The 19,416-nt window shown below is 61.0% G+C and carries 17 protein-coding genes; 9 read left to right on the top strand and 8 right to left on the bottom strand.

Features of this window, described 5'->3' with window-relative positions; genetic code table 11:
• The first annotated feature begins 172 nt into the window (after window positions 1-172).
• The 3 genes from NKJ28_RS11425 to NKJ28_RS11410 all read left to right on the top strand — a co-directional run bounded on the left by NKJ28_RS11425 (window position 173) and on the right by NKJ28_RS11410 (window position 5,823).
• A complete protein-coding gene (locus NKJ28_RS11425; protein ID WP_352635583.1) occupies window positions 173-2,101 on the top strand; it encodes an adenylate/guanylate cyclase domain-containing protein in 1,929 nt (642 codons plus the stop codon).
• Window positions 2,102-3,418: 1,317 nt separating this feature from the next.
• Entirely contained in the window at window positions 3,419-5,155 is a 1,737-nt protein-coding gene (locus NKJ28_RS11415; protein ID WP_352635581.1) for an adenylate/guanylate cyclase domain-containing protein, read from the top strand.
• A 185-nt stretch (window positions 5,156-5,340) separates the two neighbouring features.
• Window positions 5,341-5,823, top strand: coding sequence for a GNAT family N-acetyltransferase (locus NKJ28_RS11410; RefSeq protein ID WP_352454573.1), 483 nt, complete (start codon window positions 5,341-5,343; stop codon window positions 5,821-5,823).
• A 499-nt stretch (window positions 5,824-6,322) separates the two neighbouring features.
• Here NKJ28_RS11410 and NKJ28_RS11405 read toward each other — a convergent pair whose 3' ends face one another.
• From NKJ28_RS11405 to NKJ28_RS11385, 5 genes are all read right to left on the bottom strand, one after another.
• Window positions 6,323-7,243 carry a phosphorylase family protein gene (locus tag NKJ28_RS11405; protein WP_023676454.1) on the bottom strand — a complete coding sequence of 307 codons (921 nt, stop codon included), beginning with the start codon at window positions 7,241-7,243 and terminating at the stop codon, window positions 6,323-6,325.
• A gap of 14 nt (window positions 7,244-7,257) precedes the next feature.
• Window positions 7,258-8,049 carry an ABC transporter permease gene (locus NKJ28_RS11400; RefSeq protein WP_352624600.1) on the bottom strand — a complete coding sequence of 264 codons (792 nt, stop codon included), beginning with the start codon at window positions 8,047-8,049 and terminating at the stop codon, window positions 7,258-7,260.
• Window positions 8,042-8,929 carry an ABC transporter permease gene (locus tag NKJ28_RS11395; protein ID WP_352624599.1) on the bottom strand — a complete coding sequence of 296 codons (888 nt, stop codon included), beginning with the start codon at window positions 8,927-8,929 and terminating at the stop codon, window positions 8,042-8,044. The genes NKJ28_RS11400 and NKJ28_RS11395 overlap by 8 nt, the downstream gene beginning before the upstream one ends.
• Complete coding sequence (locus tag NKJ28_RS11390; protein ID WP_352635577.1) at window positions 8,926-9,963, bottom strand: ABC transporter ATP-binding protein; 1,038 nt, start codon at window positions 9,961-9,963, stop codon at window positions 8,926-8,928. Before NKJ28_RS11390 ends, NKJ28_RS11395 begins: the two co-directional genes overlap by 4 nt.
• A 127-nt stretch (window positions 9,964-10,090) precedes the next feature.
• Window positions 10,091-11,131: an ABC transporter substrate-binding protein gene (locus NKJ28_RS11385; RefSeq protein ID WP_352635575.1), complete on the bottom strand. Its 1,041-nt coding sequence runs from the start codon at window positions 11,129-11,131 to the stop codon at window positions 10,091-10,093.
• A 33-nt stretch (window positions 11,132-11,164) separates the two neighbouring features.
• On the opposite strand from NKJ28_RS11385, the gene NKJ28_RS11380 reads away from it, so the two are divergent.
• Window positions 11,165-12,328: a LacI family DNA-binding transcriptional regulator gene (locus tag NKJ28_RS11380; RefSeq protein WP_352635573.1), complete on the top strand. Its 1,164-nt coding sequence runs from the start codon at window positions 11,165-11,167 to the stop codon at window positions 12,326-12,328.
• 12 nt (window positions 12,329-12,340) lie between these two features.
• Here NKJ28_RS11380 and NKJ28_RS11375 read toward each other — a convergent pair whose 3' ends face one another.
• Complete coding sequence (locus NKJ28_RS11375) at window positions 12,341-12,925, bottom strand: TetR/AcrR family transcriptional regulator (RefSeq protein ID WP_352587761.1); 585 nt, start codon at window positions 12,923-12,925, stop codon at window positions 12,341-12,343.
• A 107-nt stretch (window positions 12,926-13,032) separates the two neighbouring features.
• On the opposite strand from NKJ28_RS11375, the gene NKJ28_RS11370 reads away from it, so the two are divergent.
• The 3 genes from NKJ28_RS11370 to NKJ28_RS11360 all read left to right on the top strand — a co-directional run bounded on the left by NKJ28_RS11370 (window position 13,033) and on the right by NKJ28_RS11360 (window position 15,889).
• Complete coding sequence (locus NKJ28_RS11370) at window positions 13,033-13,848, top strand: oxidoreductase (protein WP_352587764.1); 816 nt, start codon at window positions 13,033-13,035, stop codon at window positions 13,846-13,848.
• Between the two features lie 86 nt (window positions 13,849-13,934).
• Window positions 13,935-14,882 (top strand): alpha/beta fold hydrolase, encoded by a 948-nt coding sequence (locus NKJ28_RS11365; protein WP_352635571.1) that lies wholly within the window; start codon window positions 13,935-13,937, stop codon window positions 14,880-14,882.
• 5 nt (window positions 14,883-14,887) lie between these two features.
• A complete protein-coding gene (locus NKJ28_RS11360; RefSeq protein ID WP_352635684.1) occupies window positions 14,888-15,889 on the top strand; it encodes an NADP-dependent oxidoreductase in 1,002 nt (333 codons plus the stop codon).
• Here the strand turns inward: NKJ28_RS11360 and NKJ28_RS11355 are convergent.
• On the bottom strand, window positions 15,882-16,811 hold the full coding sequence (locus NKJ28_RS11355; RefSeq protein ID WP_352635569.1) for a sugar kinase: 930 nt from the start codon (window positions 16,809-16,811) through the stop codon (window positions 15,882-15,884). The genes NKJ28_RS11360 and NKJ28_RS11355 overlap by 8 nt on opposite strands.
• 158 nt (window positions 16,812-16,969) lie before the next feature.
• Between NKJ28_RS11355 and NKJ28_RS11350 the strand changes: the two genes are divergently transcribed.
• Entirely contained in the window at window positions 16,970-17,416 is a 447-nt protein-coding gene (locus NKJ28_RS11350; protein ID WP_352635682.1) for a FixH family protein, read from the top strand.
• Between the two features lie 7 nt (window positions 17,417-17,423).
• Window positions 17,424-18,623 carry a cytochrome-c peroxidase gene (locus tag NKJ28_RS11345; RefSeq protein ID WP_352635567.1) on the top strand — a complete coding sequence of 400 codons (1,200 nt, stop codon included), beginning with the start codon at window positions 17,424-17,426 and terminating at the stop codon, window positions 18,621-18,623.
• 237 nt (window positions 18,624-18,860) lie between these two features.
• Here the strand turns inward: NKJ28_RS11345 and NKJ28_RS11340 are convergent, their stop codons facing one another.
• Window positions 18,861-19,313, bottom strand: a complete 453-nt coding sequence (locus NKJ28_RS11340; RefSeq protein ID WP_023676441.1) for an Lrp/AsnC family transcriptional regulator — start codon at window positions 19,311-19,313, stop codon at window positions 18,861-18,863.
• Window positions 19,314-19,416 lie beyond the last annotated feature (103 nt).

The raw sequence follows: 19,416 nt of genomic DNA, 5'->3' as shown, positions 1-19,416 counted from the left end.
GGACCTTTGACGCCGAGAGCCCTGACGACGCAAGTTGACCCGTTGAAGACGTTCATCCGCACCCGGTCGAAAGTCAGGAACGGCTGACGAGCGGTCATTCACCGCGCGGCCAACGGCGCGTTCTGGCTCCGATGCTTCCATGGGTGTAGGGTTGTGCCATAAAGAGGCGCATATGGCGGTTCCCCCTCTCAATCGGAAGCTGCTGGCGATCCTGGCGGCCGATATGGTTGGCTACTCGAAGGCGATGGAGGCCGATGAGGCCGGAACCATTGAGCGATTGAAAACCGTTCGTTCCGAGGTGTTCGACCCCGCCATCTCCCAGCACCATGGCCGCGTCGTCAAGTTGATGGGCGATGGCGCGCTTGTCGCCTTCGAAAGCGTGGTCGACGCAGTCGCCTGCGCAGCGGAAATCCAAAGCGCGGCGGCCGCGCGCAATGAAGGTCTGCCAGAGCCTGAGCGCATCGTGTTCCGCATCGGGGTCAATCTGGGCGACGTTGCGCTGGTTGACGGCGATGTCTATGGCGACGGCGTCAATGTCGCCGCGCGGTTGCAGCAACTCGCTGAGCCGGGCGGCGTGATCGTATCGGGCACGGCCTTTGACCATCTGCAGGGCAAGCTTGATTTGCCCCTCGATTTCGCCGGCGAGCAGCAGGTCAAGAACATCAGCCGCCCCGTGCGGATGTACCGACTGAGGCTCGATGGCAAGCGGGTGCGTTGGACCTTACGCAAGGCGATGCCGCGCTGGACCAGGACGACTGCAGCGGCCATCGTCGTGCTGGCTCTGGCGGGTGGAGGGACCTGGTGGTTCTTTCAGCCCGCGCCGCTGGGGGCCAAGCCATCGGTCGCGGTGCTGCCCTTCAATAACTATGGCGGCGACGAGGCCACCGGGCGTTTGGCCGATGGCTTGACTGAGGATATCATAACCGACCTCGCGCGGTTTCCCGAACTTGAGGTCGTGGCCCGGAATTCGACGGAAGTTTACAAAGGCAAGCCGGTGGATGCCCGCCAGGTAGCAAGTGCGCTCCATGTCGGCTTCGTACTAGAAGGCTCTATCCAGCGGCAAAATGGGCGGGTGCGGGTCACCGCGCAGTTGATCGATGCACAAACCGGCAACCATCTTTGGTCGGATCGTTGGGACCGGCCTGCTGAGGACGTTTTCGCCGTCCAGACCGAGATCGCAGAGCAAGTCACCAACCGTCTGGGCGGCGGCGTAGGGTTGATTCAGGCGGCCGGGCGGGCCGCGGCCAAACGTAAACGACCTGAAAACCTGAATGCTTATGATTATTATCTGCTCGGGACCGAGAAGATTGAAAAGATCACCATAGCGGATGAGGAGGAGGCCATCGCGCTTCTCAACCGCGCCGTTGAGCTGGACCCCGGGCTGGCCCGGGCCTGGGTAGAACTTTATCATGCTCATGGTATATTGGCTGGCTTCGGTATCAATCCCGAGAGCGAGATCAAGGCGGCTGCCGATGTGGCCGAACGCGCGGTGCAGCTCGATCCAAGTGACGCTGAGGCACACGCCGTGTTTGGTATGAGCCTCAGCCAGAAGGGCGACAACGCTCGCGCCAAGGCTGAGCTGGACACGGCCCTTCGTCTAGCTCCCGGTTCGTCCGAAATCCTGACATTCTATACCGGCTTTGCGGCACGCTTCAATGAACCCGAACGCGGCGCTCAGATGGTCGACCAAGTAATGCGGCTCGACCCGAACTACCCGATGTGGACGTCCAACTTCTTCGCCCCTGCCTATTTTATGGCCGGCCGATATGAGGACGCGTTGAAGATGCTGGAGCGCATGACGCCTAACAACTACGACAAGTGGAAGTGGGTGGTGCTTAGCAGCTCCCTTGCGGCTCTGGGTCGAATGGATGAGGCGAATGCTTCGGTTAGGGAAACTCTCAAGCAGTACCCGGACCTGACCGTCGAGAGCATGATTAATGAAGTGGGCTTGAGCACTAAAGAGCGCAGCCGGTTTATTGAAACAATGCCGCTCGCCGGCTTTCCGGCTTGCGCCAAGCCCGAGGCGCTGGCGAAACTCGCCAAACCTGTGCGATTGTCGGAATGCGAGGCGGGGGAGGCGAAGCCTCTCGGGCAGCCATAGAACACCCCTGTGCAAAGAAAGGCGAGGGCCGCTGCTCGCCAGCGCGCGAACGGCGCGCGTTGCCAGGAACGACCGCTGTGCATCGAAAGCGACAGTTCACTGGCCAAACGATGAATGGCGGCAAGTGGCGCTTAAATTTGGATCCTTATCGGCTGCCGGAGAGCCAATCGCTCTCGAGTGCAGGCACTCCAGTGGAGTCCAGACGTTGGATTGGACCCTCGACCTCTACAAAAGCTCACTGAGCTTCGGGTCGGGCTACGACGGCATTCCGAAGCGATCGCTTCGGCGAGAAGTCGTCGTTCTCAATCGGGCGAAGGGGGAGACATCGGCGAAGACGGCATAAGGGAGGATGGGCCAGACCGAGCCGACGGAAAGGTCGTAGCCATTGGAGCGCATAGCGCCTGGCCGGGAGGCCGCCGCCAGCCAGACTTACGCGGCGCGTCGTTGAGCGAGGTGGAGACCCGAACGGGCTCGACGAGGGTCCACGGCGGTCACAATGTGGTGGTGGTGATCGCAGTAGACGCGATCCGGCGAAGTTGGCCCAGCACAAAAACGATAGCCGCCGGGTACTGACGGGTCTTCGCTCACCGGGAAGCGGCACTGATAGAGGCCTAGCTGAATGAGAGGGACGTCTCTCGAAGTTAGTCTGATATTTTCAGGCATGATGGTTTCCTAGTTCACAGCAATTGCCGGCTGACGGCCGCAGTGCGACCCGTCGGGGCGAGCTTCTCTCGTTTGGGAGGGCTACGGACCATGTGGTGTTGGTAGCACCGTTAATGAAGGCCGACGCCCTGCTTCTGAAGCCAATAGTTTGCGACTTAAGGCCACACCCGCGAACGCATTGGCAATCTACCATCGTGTCCCCGAGGCACCCGCCCGCCGGTGTTTGTCGGCGGTGGGGCACTGGCTTGTGGCCCCCTATGAGACGCGCTCTGCCGACACCCTCGTTCACAGTCCGGACCACCTCATGCCGGGTCGCTCTAGCCGCCAAAAACCCAAATCACTCTAAGACGACCGAGTTCCGACCCTTGCAGTCGATCAGTTGCGAGCGTCGCATGACGCGATCTGACCCTGAGCTGCCCTTGGTCAGCCCATTTCACTGCCCGATACCCGACATTCGCGGCACTCGGCACTGACCCCTTGCTGACCTTCTCCAAGACGAGCCCCAAGCGCAAGTCGTGGCCCCAGTGGGGACAATCGACAGGCGCGATCACCCTATGTAGCTGCTTGGCGATCGAGCCTCGAAGTCAACCTGATAGACTTTTGAAATGGGCGGCATAAAATTCGCTTTTCTGCTTTCAATGAAAGCAACGCGAAATGGCCGAAGAACGCGCCCAACGCCGCCTTGCCGCCATATTGGCTGCCGACGTGGTGGGCTACAGTCGACTTCTGGACCTGGACGAGCAAGGAACGTTGGCCGCTTTAAGGAGGAGGAGGAAGGAAATCCTCGAACCACTCGTCCGCGACCGTCATGGCCGTATTGTGAAAGTGATGGGTGATGGCGTTCTGGTCGAGTTCGGAAGCGCGGTGAACGCCGTGTCATGCGCCGTGGACCTTCAGAAGCGGATGGCGGCCGCAAACGAGGGTGTGACCGCCGACCGGAGAATCTACCTGCATATCGGCATCAATCTGGGCGATGTCGTTGTCGAGGACGGCGATCTGTTCGGCGACGGCGTCATTGTCGCAGTGCGGCTCCAGGCAATGGCCGGGGCAGGAGATGTCTGTGTGTCCGGCAGCGTCTACGACCAAGTCAAGCGGAAGCTCGATTGCGGCTTCGACGAACTTGGTCCGCAAGCGATCAAGAACGTCACCGAACCAGTGTCTGTCTACCGGATCCGGCTGTCGACCGCATCGGACGATGGCGGGTTCGCGGAGAAAGCGCCTCTGCAGCTCCCCGCCAAGCCCTCCATTGCCGTCCTCCCCTTTACGAACATGAGCAATGATCCGGAGCAGGAGGCATTTGTCGATGGCCTCACCGAAGACTTGATCACGGATCTGTCGAGGACAAGCGAGTTGTTCGTCATCGCCAGCAACTCGGCATTTGCATACAAAGGCAGGCACGTGGATGTGCGTCGCATCGCGCGAGAACTGGGAGTTCGCCATCTTCTTGAAGGTAGTGCACGGCGGGCCGCTGGACGGGTGCGTATCAACGCCCAACTGATCGACGCGATCGCGGGTGACCACCTTTGGGCCGAAAGATTCGACCGGAGCCTAGAAGATATCTTCGCCGTTCAGGACGAGGTGACCGGCAAGATTGTCGAGGCTCTGGTTGGCCGCCTGACCACCGCGCCGGCGCGCAACAGACCGAGCAACCTGGAGGCCTATGATCTCTGTGTGCGTGCCCGGGTCCTTGGCCTGCAAACGGCGCTCACCGCGAAAGAGGCCATTTTGCTGCTAGACCGGGCAATCGCGCTCGACCCGGAATACGCGGAGGCGCACCGTTGGCTGGCGCTCAACCTCTGGCTGGGCTGGGAGTTCTGGGACGAACCGATGGACCCCAACCGCGCAAGAGCGCTCGCCGAAGCACAGCTGGCGGTCGAACTCGACCCGAACGACGCCGGGAACAGATGGGTATTGGGCGTCATACTTGGACATGAGAGTCGCTGGGTGGAATCGGATGCCGAATTCGATGCTGCCCACGAGTTGGACCCCAACCACGCCGACGCTTGGGCAATGCAGGCCGAGTTGACGACGGAAAAGGGCCGACCTGCCGAAGCCATAGAGCAGGTCCGCAGGGCACTGCGACTCAACCCTCACCCGCCCGGTTGGTATTATTGGATGTTGGGCCAGGCCCAATATGCCCTGGGCGACTACGAATCCGCGATCCTAACGCTGCGCAGGCCCGAAACCTATCGCACGACTTCACGACGCCTGCTTGCAGCAAGCCTTGCGCAACTTGGCCGTTTGGAGGAAGCGGGCTGGGAGGCGAAAATGTTCATGATAAGCAATCCGCACTTCACTATCCGGCACTGGTCGGATTCGCAGCCATTCCCAGCCGAAGACGTGCGCCGGCATATCGTGGAAGGTTATCGCATGGCGGGGCTGCCAGAATGACTGTCATTGGTTATACCTTCGGCCTGCTCGACAGGCGTCCCAAGGCTGCCGCAGCAGCGAATATTTTGGTCTTCTGACGGAACGAAATTCGCCATATCGTGCGTTTGTTTCGCCTCATGGTGTGCTTGAACATGGCCAGTGAAGACTTTCGGCACCGGATAGCGCGACGCGAGGACCTCGCCTCCATGATTGCGCTCATGGATGCAGCGATCTCCGAACTCCAGAAACCGTTTCTCGACGATGACCAGATCCGATCCAGCCGCGCAATCATGGGGCTGGACACGCAGCTTGTCGATGATGGCACCTATTTCGTCGTGGAGCACGACGGCGTCCTGGCAGGGTGCGGTGGCTGGAGCCGGCGCACGACCATGTATGGTGGTGATCAGTCACCGGGACGCAACGCGGCACTGCTTGATCCAGCCACGGACGCGGCGCGTATCAGAGCCATGTATACGCATCCGGACTTTGTCCGGCGAGGCGTCGGCCGCCTTATCCTTTCGCTGTGTGAACGTGCCGCTAAGGCTGAGGGCTTCCGCCGTGCCGATCTGGCAGCCACGATGGCAGGAGAGCCGCTCTATAGAGCCTGCGGCTACCAACCCGCCGAGAAATTCGTCGATGACCGTGGCGGCGCTCCGGTTCCGATCCTGATGATGAGCAAGACGCTCTGACCTACGCTCAAAGGCCACTCGCTCGCGGCCGGCACTCGCTCCGGCCAGTATGGCAGGAGGAGGATGCTGGAGATTGAACCAGGCCATCTCGAACGAAACAGGACTTCGCCTGTACTTCCGCTCCATGGTCGAGTCGCGACCGACGTGGAGGTTTTCGCGAACGTCTCGAGATGGCGCACGTGGTAGGGTGGCGCGTTGAGTTTAACCGGATCAAACGACCATCCGCTTCGGGTCCGCATCAGGTCGTAGCGAGAACGACCGCAATGGTGAAGCGCCATGATTGTCAGCAAATGGCGCTCTGTGCTCATTCCCGCCGACTAATTCAAACGGCAAGTTCCGCCCATCTGGGCCATTGGCGGCAGCCAGTCTGATTGAGTTTTGACCGTAATCCTCAAACGCCGCCCTCAGCGTTTCGAACGTCGCAAACACGCACAATGCAGCGCCCTCGGGATTCTTGGTCGGTGGCAGAGCTTCAGCTATCCGGCGCACCAAGGTCGTCTCAGAACCGGCTGGAGCGTTCTTTCGGCTGAGGCGACTTCAAGCCGTGACAGGAGCATTCCGGATCAGCGGGAAGTCGCGCGGCGGTCTCCAGCGCGACCCGCGAGGCTGTCATGGAGAGACTGGGCAGCACGTCCTCCTGCAGCAATTTCTGGCGATTGCGATCCATATAGTCGTTGAAGCCCGCCGTCACGAACGCGCAAGGCACGAAACACGCGCCGATCTCGCGCGACAAGGTCGCCTCAGGGGCGATGGAATGGTTGAGTACATCCGCCCCCATGCCCCGATATGCCAAGGCTTCGGCAGGCGTTGTCAGCCGGGGCCCATAACAATGGGCAGCCACCAACTGCTGTTCGATGCCATAAACGCGGCATTCGGCTGGCCAATGACGGCGGGCCGTTTCGACCAGAACCGCCGCACATCTTGGACACACGATTTGCTTGCCCGAACAGTCAAAGCTCTGACGGTCAGGAAGCAGTGAAAACGGGGTCTGCGTCAGTTCAATGATATCGGCGGTCACCACCATGTCGCCCGGCTGGATCGCCTTGTTGACGGCGCCTACAGTCGAGCAGGCGAGAACTTGCCGTACACCCGCCCGCATCAATACCCAGAACGCGCGGCGATGGCAGGAATGGTCGATACGGTCGCGGGGATTGCCGTGCGAATACATGCACAGCGCGCGTTTTGCTCTCCCTTCCGCTGTGATCGACGCATCGAACTCGAGCAGCTTCCAGTTGTCGGTGCGACCGAAAGGTGTTTCAAAACTCATGTCGCGCCGCAAGGTGCGCACACCATCGAATTCGACATCTTCCGGGAAGGCAAGCCCCCAGTTTGCCGACCCTGTGATGATGGCCAACCCTACCTGAGGGATGTCCGTCGAATGATCCGTCAGATCGTCGGCTGCATGGTAATTGGTGGGCATGTTTCCAGTCTCGGTCAGGATTTTTGGCGAAGGGTCACAATCAGGACCACGGCCACGACGATGACGGTCCACAATGTCGAGATCGCCGCAATGGTCGGATCGATCTGATCGCGCAGCGACAGGAACATAAGCTTCGGCATCGTGCTGTTGCGACCACTTGCGATGAAGATCGAAATCACAGACTCGTCGAGCGAAGTCAGGAACGCCATCAATGTCGCCGACAGCAAGCTGATCCGAAGTTGCGGAACGATGATTCCGCCAATGGACCTGGCCCAGTTTGCACCGAGGCTGCGCGCCGCCTGAACCTGGTTCCAGTCAAAGCGGGCGAGAGCGGGTAGCAACACAATGCAGGCGACCGGAACGGCCAGCACCACATGTCCGACCAGCACACCGAATAGCGTTCCGATCAGATGTTGTGCGGCCAACACAAAGAAGAGACCGATCGCAAGCAGGATACCTGGGGTGATCGAGGGGGTCAGCAGGACGCTCTGGATGGCCGCAGCGGTCTTTCCGCCCAGCCGATTCATTGAAATGCAGGCGAGCAGCGCGAAAGGCACCGCGATCAACGCCGTCAACGTCCCAAGGATCAAACTCGTTCTGAGCGCGGCCATCCACGTTGCCGAGCCGAAGAAGTTCTCGTACCAGCGCAACGAGTAGGCGTGCGGCGGAAACTCGAGGAGATTCGACGCCGAAAAGGAAAGCGGCACCACCACGAGCGTCGGCAGCATCAGAAATGCCATGACAAGAGCGGCAAAGCTCCAGAGCAAAATGCGGGCGAGCCTGTTTTGCGGATAGGCTTCAAGCATGGGAGGCTTCCACGGCGTTCTGGGCCACCAGACGGCGTGCCGCCAGCAACATCACACCGATCAGCGCCATAAGAACGAGGAGCAGAATGCCCAGGACGCTTGCCGACCCCCAGTCCTGAAAGGTCGATAGTGTACGCTCGATCCGGGTAGAGAGCGGATTTACCTTGCCGCCGCCAAGCACCGCCGGCGTGATGAAAAAACCTATGGCGTAGATGAGGACGATGATCGAACCCGAGAAGATGCCGCCCGCCGAAAGCGGCATAATGACTGTGCGGATGACCTGCCTGAGAGTGGCTCCCATGCTCGCAGCCGCGCGAATGAGATTTGGGTCGATATCGCGCATCGCAGCATAAACAGGCAGCAGAAAAAGTGGCAGCATGTAGTGCACCATGCCGATGAGCGTTCCCGTGAAGTTGTAGACCAGCGGCAATGGCTCCGCCGTCAGGCCTGAACCGGTCAAAGCCGCGTTGATCAGGCCGTCGCGCCGCAAGAGCACGAGCCAACCATAGGTACGCACCAGAATAGAGGTCCACAGCGGCAGCATGACGAACGCCATGAGCACGTTGGCCAGCCTTGGTCTGACGCTGGCCAGCGCCAGCGCCAGAGGAGTGCCGAGGAGAATGCAGCCCGCCAGCGTACCCAAGGACAGTTCGAGGGTCGTGACGAGCGCCGACCACGTCAGTCCGCTCGAAAGGACCTTCTCGTAGTTGCCGACGGTGTACTCACCCCCGGTGGTCAGGAAGGATTGCCGGATGATCCAAAGGATGGGCAGTATCGCCGCCAGTCCAACGATGAACAGCGCCGGGAGCGAAAGTGAAAGAAAAAACCGCCGCTCGCGCCGCGCATCCGCCGCGAGCGCCGGGTCCCGGACGACGATCACGCCATCGCTCCCGGTATCGCGTGAACCTTCGCTGCTGGTGCATATGCGGTCATCCGCTGACCGGCGGCAAGCTCGGCGCAGCCGCCGGCCAGCGCTGCCGGAATGCAGACAAGAACCTCTTGCCCGCCGTCAAGCGCCAGCGTCAAAAGCCAGTTCTCGCCGCGGAACGCTTTGGCGCGCAGTATTCCTTCGAGAGCCACTCCGTCTCCCCCGACGAGCTTCGCATCAAGATGGAAGCTTTCGGCGCGGATCATCAGAGTTTCGCGTGATGCTTCGGCGCCGTCGATTCTGCGCGCTGAGCCCGGGGCCACAATGTTGGCCTCGCCCATGAACTCCGCGACGAAGCGGGTCGATGGACGATCATAAATCCGCTGCGGCGTATCTATCTGCTGGATGCGGCCAGAATTCATCACCGCAATCCGGTCAGACATAATCAGCGCTTCGCGCTGGTCGTGGGTTACATAGATTGTGGTGATCCGTAGATGATCATGCAGACGCCGGATCTCATACTGCATGCTCTCGCGCAGGTTCTTGTCGAGCGCCGACAGCGGCTCGTCCATCAACATCACGCGCGGTTCGAAGACGATAGCCCGCGCCAATGCCACCCGTTGACGTTGGCCGCCGGATAGTGCGGCAATATTGCGCTCCGCCAGACCATCCAGCTTCACGCGGGCCAAGGTATCAAGCGCCCGCTGACGCGCCTCCGCTCTCGGTACCTTGCGCAGCACCAGCGGATACGCGACGTTCGCCATGACATTCATGTGGGGAAACAAGGCGTAATTCTGGAATACCATGCCGATGTCTCGTTTGTTGGGCGGCAGGCGGGTGATGTCTCGATCGCCCAAGAAAAGTTTACCGGAATCCGGCCGGACAAAACCGGCCAGAGCCATGAGTAACGTGGTCTTGCCCGATCCCGATGGCCCTAGCAGCGTGAGGAATTCGCCAGCCTGGATGTCGAGCGAAACATCATCCAGTGCGACGTAGGACCCATAAGCCTTGTGCACGCTTTCGATGGTGATCGCGAGCGACTTCATCATGTGCTCCAGCCTTGAAGCGCGTCGCGTTCGACTGGCTTCACGCGACGCGCTTTAGGTTCTTGTTTTCATGCATGTCGTTGTCGCGCGCTGCACATTTTTGCGCGACATGCGTTAGAGCTGAGAGTCAGCGGGCCATCATTTCATCGAAGGCTCTTTGGGCAGCCTCGCCATTCTTGACCCACCATTCTGAATTGGAAAACACCGAAGTGCCAGCATTTTCAGGCGCGGTCGCAAGGGTCTTCAGACGGTCCTCGGGAATAAGGCCACCCTCATATGCCGCAGGATTGACTGGGCCGTAGGCAATGAAATCGGTCAGCTTCGCAACCCGCGCGGGCTGCGTCATCGCTGCGATGAGCTTCATCGCGGCTTCCTTGTTCGGCGCTCCCTTCGGCACCCCAAGGCAGTCCGTGCCGATGACCGAACCCTTGAACGTGTAGTCAGCCGCGCCGCCATCTGCTTTCACGGTTTGCGCTCGTCCGTTCCAGGTAACGACCAAATCCGCTTCACCGTCTTTCAGCAACTGCGCGGACTGAGCTCCCGAGGTCCACCACACGGCGACGTTTGGTTTGATCGCTTCAAGCCGCTTGATGGCGCGCTCTAGCCCTTCCGGGGTGCTGAGCACGGAATAGACGTCCGCCGGTGCCACGCCATCGGAGAGAAGCGCGATCTCGATCGAGTCTTGCGCATTGGCGCGCAACGCGCGACGGCCAGAAAATTTGGCAACATCCCAGAATTCCGCCCACGTCTTCGGCGGGTTCTCGCCATAGGTCTTGGTGTTCCACGACATGACGGTGCCATAGGAGTCAAACGGATAGCAGTAGTCGGACTTCGCACCCTCCGGCACGGATTTCGGATCGATGATCTTGTAGTCGAGTGGCTCCAGCAGCGATTGTGCGGCCGCCTGGGCACCTTCCGGTGAGCCCAGGTGAATGACGTCGGTCGTGACCGCACCCGAGGTGACCTGCATCTTCAAGGCGGCCAGGCCGTCGCTTAGGGTCTCCTCGCGGACATCATAGCCAAGCTCTTTTGCAGCAGGGGCCCACATGGCCTCCTTCATGGCGTTGCCATAGTCGCCACCCGCGGTCGTGATGGTGACTGTTTGCGCATGAACGGGCAGGGCAGCCGAGATTGCGAATGCTGTTAAGGAAATGCGTAGCCAGGACATAGGTTCTCCTCCCCAACTTTTATGGAATATCGCTTGAAAGAGCCATTATTTTGTAATCGTAACGTTACGATTGCATCTGAATACGCCGGAGTCAAGCTGCTTCCTGGGGGAGTTTGGATTGACCGGGATGTCGAATTCGGTAACGTTATGGCGGTCAGCAAATCAGCCGGCGCTTTCGCAAATGAAGTCGGGCGAACAATGGCCAATCTAAAGCAGATCGCCGCTGAACTTTCCCTGTCGGTGACCACGGTATCCCGCGCTCTGAAGGATGGGCCGGAGGTGCAGCCCTCGACCATAGCCCGCGTCAAGGAGGCGGCCAAGCGGGTCGGCTATTTACCAAATCATCATGGTCGCGCGCTCAAAACCGGTCGAACGCAGACGCTGACGGCCGTACTCCCGATGGAAACACGAGACCATCTGTCCGATCTGTTGAAGCTTCCTTTAATCGAAGGCATGACGCTGGCGGCGCGGCAAGCCGGCTATAGTCTGTCCATCTATTCCACCACTCCCGACGACGATCCCGTTGAGAGTGTGCAGCGGCAGCTTCAGGCGCACAGCGCAGACGGCCTGGTCATCACGCGCCTGGTGTCGGCTGATCCGCGCGTCAAGCTGCTGCTGGATAAACGCATGCCGTTCGTCGCGTTTGGAAGAACCGACCTGGATATCGCGTATCCTTATGTCGATGTCGACAATGAACAGATTGCCTACGAGGCGACCCGGCGGCTCATGGATAAGGGCTGTCGACGCATTGCGCTGCAACTTCTCGTTCCGGAGGACCAGGCGAGTGCCATGCGTCTTTCCGGGTATGGAAGGGCAATGGCCGAGGCCGGTATTCCGATCGACCAATCGTTGATCGGTCATGGCATGTTCACCATGGAATCGAGCGCAGGCTGGTTCGATCGCTTGCTGGCGTCATCATATCCGCCAACGGGCCTGGCGTGCGCCAACGAACTGGGCCTTCTGGGAGCGTTGCACGCTCTCGGCAAGCGGGGTCTTACACCAGGCCGCGACGTCCACATCGTCACCCGTGACAGCACGCGGCTGGCACGCTTCCTGCCGGCAAAGATCGGAGTTCATTCCGTGGATATGGCGGGTGTTGGACGCAAACTTATCGAAGTCCTGGAGAGCCGGATCATCAATCCGCTTGGGCCGGTGGAGACAGTCTTGGTGCAAGGTAGATTCGAGCCGGCCGAATAATCCGGGCTGCCCTCAGGGGGCCACCTCGTCTTGAACCGGCCGGATCAGCGCCTTTGCGGCAACTGCTCCCGCCGCAAGGATACGATCCGACAATTCCGTCCCTTCCACGGCGCGCGCGAGTTGAAGCGCGCCGATGAGCGTTGCAAACATGCCCAACGCAGCGCCCTCGGGATCGTTCGTCTGCGGCAGAGCTTCAGCTATCTGGCGCACCAGGGATTGAGCGCGCTCGGCATAGAGGGCTCGCGTTTCAGGCGGCTGCCGCGCGATTTCCGGCAACAACGCGGCCGAAGCACAGCCCTTTCCAGGATTGTCCCGGTGCTCGGCCGACAGATATGCCTCTATGGCCATTTCCGGGCCGCCGGCGTCCAACGCTTCCTGCACTTGATGCGACTGCGCGTCCAAGGCCGCCGCCACGCTTTCACGGACGAGCTCCGCCTTCGACTGGAAGTGCGGATAGAAGGCGCCGTTCGTCAGCCCGGCGTCGCTCATGATGGTTGCCAGCCCGGACGCCGCGATGCCGTCAGATCGAAAACGTTCGGCGGCGACCTCCATGATCCGGCTGCGTGACGCGTCTTTTCGGCCCTTTTCGTAGCGCATGGTCTTTCTTTCCTGTCCTGCTATTGCATTATGCTCATAATCTGATATTACGACCATAATTCAATTCGTGGAAATAAGCTAGACCTCTCGAACCTGGAACATCAAAAATGAATGGGAATTCTGAAAAGACCGCAATCGTGACCGGAGCCTCCTCGGGCATCGGCCGCGCCAGCGCCGAGGCCTTGGCGCGGGCGGGTTTCACTGTCTTCGGGACAAGTCGCCGCAAGACCAGTAATGGTCCGGGCGGAGTGACCATGCTGGCATGCGACGTGACCGATGATGCGGCCGTCAATGCGCTCGTTGCCAACGTGCTCGCGCAGACCGGCCGGATCGATCTCCTGGTCAACAATGCCGGTGTCGGTCTGCTAGGAGGCGCCGAGGAATCCTCGGTCGCACAGGTACAAGCCCTATTCGACGTCAATCTGTTCGGCGTCATGCGGATGACCAATGCGGTGTTGCCGTCGATGCGGCGGCGCGGCGACGGGCGCATCATCAATATCGGCTCGATTCTGGGACTGGTACCCGCGCCATACTCAGCTCATTACTCGGCGGTCAAGCACGCGCTCGAAGGCTATTCGGAATCGCTCGACCACGAGGTGCGCGCCTTCAACGTCCGCGTTTCCGTCATCGAGCCGGCATTCGTCCGCACCGTCTTCGACCAGAACGGCATCGAGCCGGATTCGCTGTTGAAGGAATACGATCGGGCTCGAGCCGGGCTCAAGGCGCTGCTGGGCGATGTGATGCCCAAGGCCGATCGGCCGGAAGTGGTGGCGGATGTGGTTGTCAAGGCAGCGACCGATGCCCGTCCGCGGCGGCGCTATACCGCTGGCAAGGCAGCGCGCCAGGTCAGCCTGCTGCGCCGCTTTGCCCCCGCGGGGATTTTCGACAAGAGCCTGCGCAAGCAGTTCCGACTGCCGGTCTGAATAACGGCGAGGCAGAGGATTTCACGCACATGCGACTAGCAACTACGACACATTTGGCCAGGCCCTACGAAACGGAGGCGCCAAGCATGACACATAGATCCAATCGGTCGCCGCGTTCACCGGCGTTGTTCCAGGACGCACCAACGCGCTCGGTCGATGTCGGCGGCACAGCCTTTGCTTACAGGGAACTCGGGCCCAGGACGGGCGTGCCGGTGATCCTGCTCAACCATCTGGCTGCTCAGCTGGACAATTTTGATCCGCGCATCGTCGATGGCCTCGCTGCGACCCGGCGGGTAATTGCCTTCGACAATCGCGGCATCGGTGCTTCGGGTGGCAAAACTCCGTCGACCATTTTCGGCATGGCGCGGGATGCGGTCGCCTTTGTCCGGGCGCTGGGGTTCGAAGAAGTCGATCTCTTCGGCTTTTCACTCGGCGGCTTCGTGGCGCAAGAGATTGTACTGACCGAGCCCAAGCTTGTGCGCAAACTCATCCTGGCTGGCACGGGGCCGGCCGGTGGGCAAGGCATCGACAAGGTGACGCCGCTGACGATCGTGGACATGATCAAGGGCGCGCTGACTTTTCGGGATCCGAAGTACTATCTCTTCTTCACAAGAACGCCGAATGGCCGCCGCGCCGCAAACGCATTTCTCCAACGATTGAAAGAGCGCCGGAATAACCGGGACAAGGCGATATCGCTGAGCGCGTTCGGCGCGCAACTCAAGGCGATCAAGGCCTACGGACTCCAGGCGCCACAAGACCTGAGCACCATCCGCATTCCCACTTTGGTTGCGAATGGCGACCAGGACAGGATGGTGCCGAGCAGCAATACCTACGATCTCGCCGGGCGTATCCCTGGGGCGCATCTGGTCATCTACCCGGATGCCGGGCATGGCGGGGTATTTCAGAACTACGCCGATTTTGTCCCGAAGGCGCTGTCCTTCCTCGAGGCTGAGGCCTTGCCGCAGGGCGGCCATGCAGCTGAAAACGTTCGGCTTGTTTCGTCCCGAACAGCAACAGACATTCTTAGAAAGTGACTGCCATGAAGGCATTCGTTGTCGATAAGTATAATAAAAAGGGCATCCTGCGGCTGGCCGAAATGCCGGAGCCGGAGCTCCAGGACAGCGATGTCTTGGTCGAGGTCCATGCCGCAGGGGTGAACCTGCTCGATTCCAAGGTCAAAACCGGAGAATTCAAGCTCATCCTGCCCTACCGCCGCCCCTTCATCCTGGGCCACGACGTGGCTGGGAAGGTTATCCGCGTGGGATCGAAAGTCAGCAAGTTCAAGGCCGGCGACGAGGTCTATGCGCGGCCGCGCGACGGCCGGATTGGGACATTCGCCGAATTCATTGCCGTGAATGAGGCCGACGTAGCCTTGAAGCCCGAGAATCTCAGTATGGAAGAGGCGGCGTCGATTCCCCTGGTCGGTCTCACCGCCTGGCAGACGCTCATGGAACGGGCAAACCTGAAGAAGGGACAGAAGGTCTTCATTCAGGCTGGTTCCGGCGGCGTCGGGACATTTGCTATTCAGTTAGCCAAGCACCTCGGCGCGACCGTTGCGACAACAGCGAGCGCGGCGAGTGCCGATCTGGTCAAAAGTCTCGGCGCCGATGTCGTCGTCGACTACAGGAAAGACGACTTCGAGAAAGTTCTGTCGGGCTACGATGTCGTCTTGAACAGCCAGGACGCCAAGACACTGGAAGAATCCCTGAGCGTGCTGAAACCGGGTGGCAAGCTCATCTCCATCTCCGGTCCACCGGATCCCGAATTTGCCAGGGAAAAGGGACTGAACTTGATGCTGAGGCTGGTGCTGCGCTTCCTGAGTCGCGGAATTCGGGCCAAAGCCAAGCGCCGTGGCATGCAGTTTTCGTTCCTTTTCATGTGGGCGCAGGGCGATCAGCTGAGCAAAATCACCGCTCTCATCGAAGCCGGCGCGATCCGCCCGGTTGTGGATCGGGTCTTTCCATTCGAAGCGACCAATGACGCTCTGGCCTATGTCGAAACAGGACGCGCCAAGGGCAAGGTCGTCATCAAGGTCAGATAGCAGTTGCCTCGAACGCAGCCTTGAGCGTCTCGAACGGCGCCAGGGCGCCGCGCACCTGCACGACGGCGGCGGCGACGCGATGGGCGCGCAGCACCGCCTCTGCCGGGGCATCGCTGGCAAGGCGAGCGGCGAGATAGGCGCCGTTGAAGGAGTCGCCGGCGCCGGTGGTGTCGACCGGGGTGGCGACGTGTACCGCCGGCACCGATTGCAAGGTTCCGTTTTGCGCGATCAGCGCCGGTTCCTCGCCGTTCTTGACGACGACTTCGCCGACCAGCTTTCGCAGCCGTTCAGCTGTTTTCTGCGGTGTCGTATCACCAAACAGCATCTGCTCGTCGGGAAAGGTCGGGAGCGCGATGTCGGCGACGGCGAGCGCCTCGAGGATCGCGGCCTGCGCTTCCTCGCTTTGGCGCCATAGCCGCGGCCGGTAATTGGGGTCGAAGGCAATCAGCGAGCCGGCCGCGCGCGCCTTGGCCACGGCCATCAGCAGCACCGTGCGTGCGTCGTCGTCGAGGATTGCCAAAGTTATACCGGAAAAATAGACAAGCGCCTGGTTTTCAAGGCTTTTCTGCAAAGCGGCTGGGTCCGAAGCCAACTGCCTTGCGGCCGCATCGGCCCGCCAATAGGTGAAAGAACGTTCGGCGCCGGTCAGCGTGATCGCATAGAGGCCCGGGCGGGCGCCCGCTATCACCGGGCTGGCGCCGATGCCGATGCCGCTCTCGGCCAGGAACTTGATCTGGTCGCGTGAGAACGGGTCGTCGCCGAAGGCCGACACATAGGTCGCCGGCCGCTCGCCGCTCAAGGCATGCAGCGCCCATAAAGTGTTGAACGTGTCGCCGGCAAAGCCCATGCGCCAGTTCGGCCCGGCCTGGCCCGAAAGCTCGAGCATGCACTCGCCGATCGAGGCGACGCCATTTCCTGCCATGAAGTTCTCCTCCATCCCTGCAATTGCGGTGCTGTAGCTTTTTGCAACCGGCAGCGCCATGCTTGGCAACGGCGGATTCTTGCACTGGGCGCGATTTCCCACAGGGGCGTGGGACGCGATCTGCCCAGCGAAACGTTATCCGCAGAACAGGAATGGGTTTGGCATCGTTATGGCGTTATCTTCTTGGAGGCCTCGGCCTGGCTGCCTTGCTCGCCGGCGTGCTGGCAATCGTCTATCTGACGGCGCCGCATGCACCGCAACCAAGCTCGGATGTAGGCCGTTCCAAGACGACGGCGAACAAGCTGTTCGTGGCGACTTTCGAGCCCGAGAAAGGCGTCATCCGGCAGGGCGAACTGGAAACCTGGCTGCTGACGCTGAAAACCGTCGAAGGTGCGCCGGTGGAAGGTGCTGCGATAACGATTTCCGGCGGCATGCCGCAGCACAAGCACGGTCTGCCGACCAGCCCGCAGGCGACCGATTACCTCGGCGCGGGGCGCTATCGCATCGACGGCGTGAAATTCACGATGAGCGGTTGGTGGCAATTGCATTTTGCCATTTCCGCTGCGGCCGGTTCGGACACTGTCGTCTTCAACGTGGTGCTGTGAGCCACTGATGAGCCGGTTTTCCAGTCTTCTCGCGTTGCTGATGGTGGCCGTACTTGCCGGCTGCGGCAGACCGGAGTTTTCCGATGCCGAAAAGCAGACCATCGCCTCGCTGGCCCTGTCCAAGCTGCCGCCGCTGAAGCCCGATACCACCAATCGCTTCGCCGATATGCCGGCCGCCGCGGCACTCGGCTCGACGCTGTTTTTCGACACAGGGATGAGCGGCGACGGCACGGTATCGTGCTCGACCTGCCACAAGATCGACCGGCAGTTCCAGGACGACCTGCCGCAAGCGGTCGGCGTCGGCCGCACCAACCGTCGTACCATGCCGTTGGCCGGCGTCGCGCATGATCCCTGGTTCTTCTGGGACGGGCGGCGCGACAGCCTGTGGGCGCAAGCGCTGACACCGCTCGAAAATCCGCTGGAGCAGGCCGGCAACCGCGCCGCCTTCGCGCATTACATCAAGGCCCGCTTCGGCGAGCGCTACGAGCGCATCTTCGGGCCGCTGCCGGACCTTTCGGGCGTGCCGGCCAATGCCGGCCCGTTCGGCACCGATGCCGAGAAGGCGGCCTGGAACGCCATGCCCGCCAGCCAAGCCGAGGAGGTCAACCGCGTCTTTGCCAATATCGGCAAGGCGATCGCCGCCTTCGAGCGCTCGATCGCGCCGCCGCAGACACGCTTCGACCGCTTTGCCCTCGACCTGGCTGCGGGCGCCGAGCCGAAAGGCGACGCCGCCTTTTCGTCGGAGGAAATCCTCGGCCTGAAATTGTTCATCGGCAAGGCCAATTGCGTGACCTGCCACAACGGCCCGCGTTTTACCGACGGCAGCTTCCACAACACCGGCGTGCCGCCGGTCGCGGGCCTGCCGCCGGATCGCGGCCGCGTCGAGGCGGTGGCGCAGGTCGAGGCCGATCCGTTCAACTGTTTCGGCGCCTTTCGCGACGGCGATGCCAGCGCCTGCCGCGAGTTGCGCTTCATGGTCAAGACCGGGCCGGAACTCGTCCGCGCCTATAAGACGCCGTCGCTGCGCGGTGCCGCCACCCGTCCGCCCTACATGCACGCCGGGCAGTTTTCCTCGCTCGACGAGGTGGTGGCGCATTATTCGAAGGCGCCGGCAAGTGTCGAGGGTGTGTCGGAGGTCCACCCGCTGCAGCTTTCGGACCGCGAGCGCGCGGCGCTGGTGGCGTTCCTGAAGACGCTGGCGGAGTGAGGTTGGGTTTGCCGGGACGTGAAGATAGATTTCGACTTTCCCGACTTGAAGCAAATTAAAAAGGTGGCAATCACAAAGCCTCGAGATTAGCTGAGACATCTCTCCACTTCGTCATCCCAGGGTCTGCGCCGCGTCGCTTCGCTCCTTGCTCCGCCCTGGGATGACGAAGGGATGGTGGAGATAGGCTAGTCGCCAGCGCTGGATCGACCGCTGATATCTGTCTGTATGCAGAGATACTCACCGATCCTTCACCGTCTCCATCGCGACAAACGTCGAGGTCTGGGCTACGTGCGGCAGGGCGGAGATGCGCTCGCCGAGCACGCGGCGGTAGGCGGCGATGTCGGTGGTGCGGACCTTCAGCAGATAGTCGAAGCTCGATGCCATCATGTGGCACTGCTCGATCTCCGGCACCGCCTGCACGGCGCGGTTGAAGGCGTCGAGCGCGGCCGAGCGGGTGTCGGACAGTTTCACCTGGACGAAGGCGACATGGCCTTCGCCCATGCGCTCACGGTCGATGATCGCCTGGTAGCCCCTGATGAAGCCGTCCTTCTCCAGCCGTTTGACTCGTGCCTGCACCGGCGTCTTCGACAGGCCGACTTTCGCCGCCAGTTCCGACATGGAAAGCCGGCCATTGCTGCCCAGAGCCGACAGGATGTTCCTGTCGATCCGGTCCAATTGGTCTTCTGTCACTGGATTCCTGGTCGAATTGGAGGTGATCGGTCCTAATGATAGATCGATCGATCTGTTCTGTCGACTTCTTTGGACCGACTGCAATCCCTACTTATGTTAGCTT

It is taken from the genome of Mesorhizobium sp. M0145 (assembly GCF_040322355.1).
Classification (GTDB): Bacteria; Pseudomonadota; Alphaproteobacteria; order Rhizobiales; family Rhizobiaceae; genus Mesorhizobium.
The sequence above is the reverse complement of the archived record's forward strand: the minus strand, read 5'-3'. Positions and strand labels throughout refer to the sequence as shown.